Origin of the sequence: Paraburkholderia sp. SIMBA_030, assembly GCF_046535245.1 — a bacterium.
Lineage (GTDB): Bacteria > Pseudomonadota > Gammaproteobacteria > Burkholderiales > Burkholderiaceae > Paraburkholderia.
In genome coordinates this window covers 1-257 of record NZ_JAWRXB010000978.1, presented here as the reverse complement: position 1 = coordinate 257, position 257 = coordinate 1, and the positions used below count along the sequence as shown (strand labels likewise).

Below are 257 nucleotides of genomic sequence, written 5' to 3'. Positions count from 1 at the left end.
ATCACCGCTATCTGGCACAACATCGAGTCGGTGATGATAGAAGAGATGAATCAGACACCGCCACAATGGCCAATGATTTTGACCTGATACGTAGAAGCCTCCATAACGGAGGCTTCTTTTTTATGGCTGGCAGATGCTTTAATCATCCACCTTAAAACAATATAACCTATTGTTTTAATGACAAATCAGAACGGAATGTCATCATCAAAGTCCATCGGCGGCTCGTTAGACGGCGCTGCCGGAGCGGACTGCTGCGG

Annotated in this window: 1 protein-coding gene and 1 pseudogene; one reads left to right on the top strand and one right to left on the bottom strand. The window is 46.7% G+C overall.

What is annotated here, in order from left to right:
• Positions 1–87, top strand: coding sequence for a YjcB family protein (locus SB772_RS42935; RefSeq protein ID WP_410838886.1), 87 nt, complete (start codon positions 1–3; stop codon positions 85–87).
• 98 nt (positions 88–185) lie between these two features.
• Here the strand turns inward: SB772_RS42935 and SB772_RS42930 are convergent.
• Positions 186–257 (bottom strand): annotated as a pseudogene (locus SB772_RS42930) (ssDNA-binding protein); the annotation flags it as partial.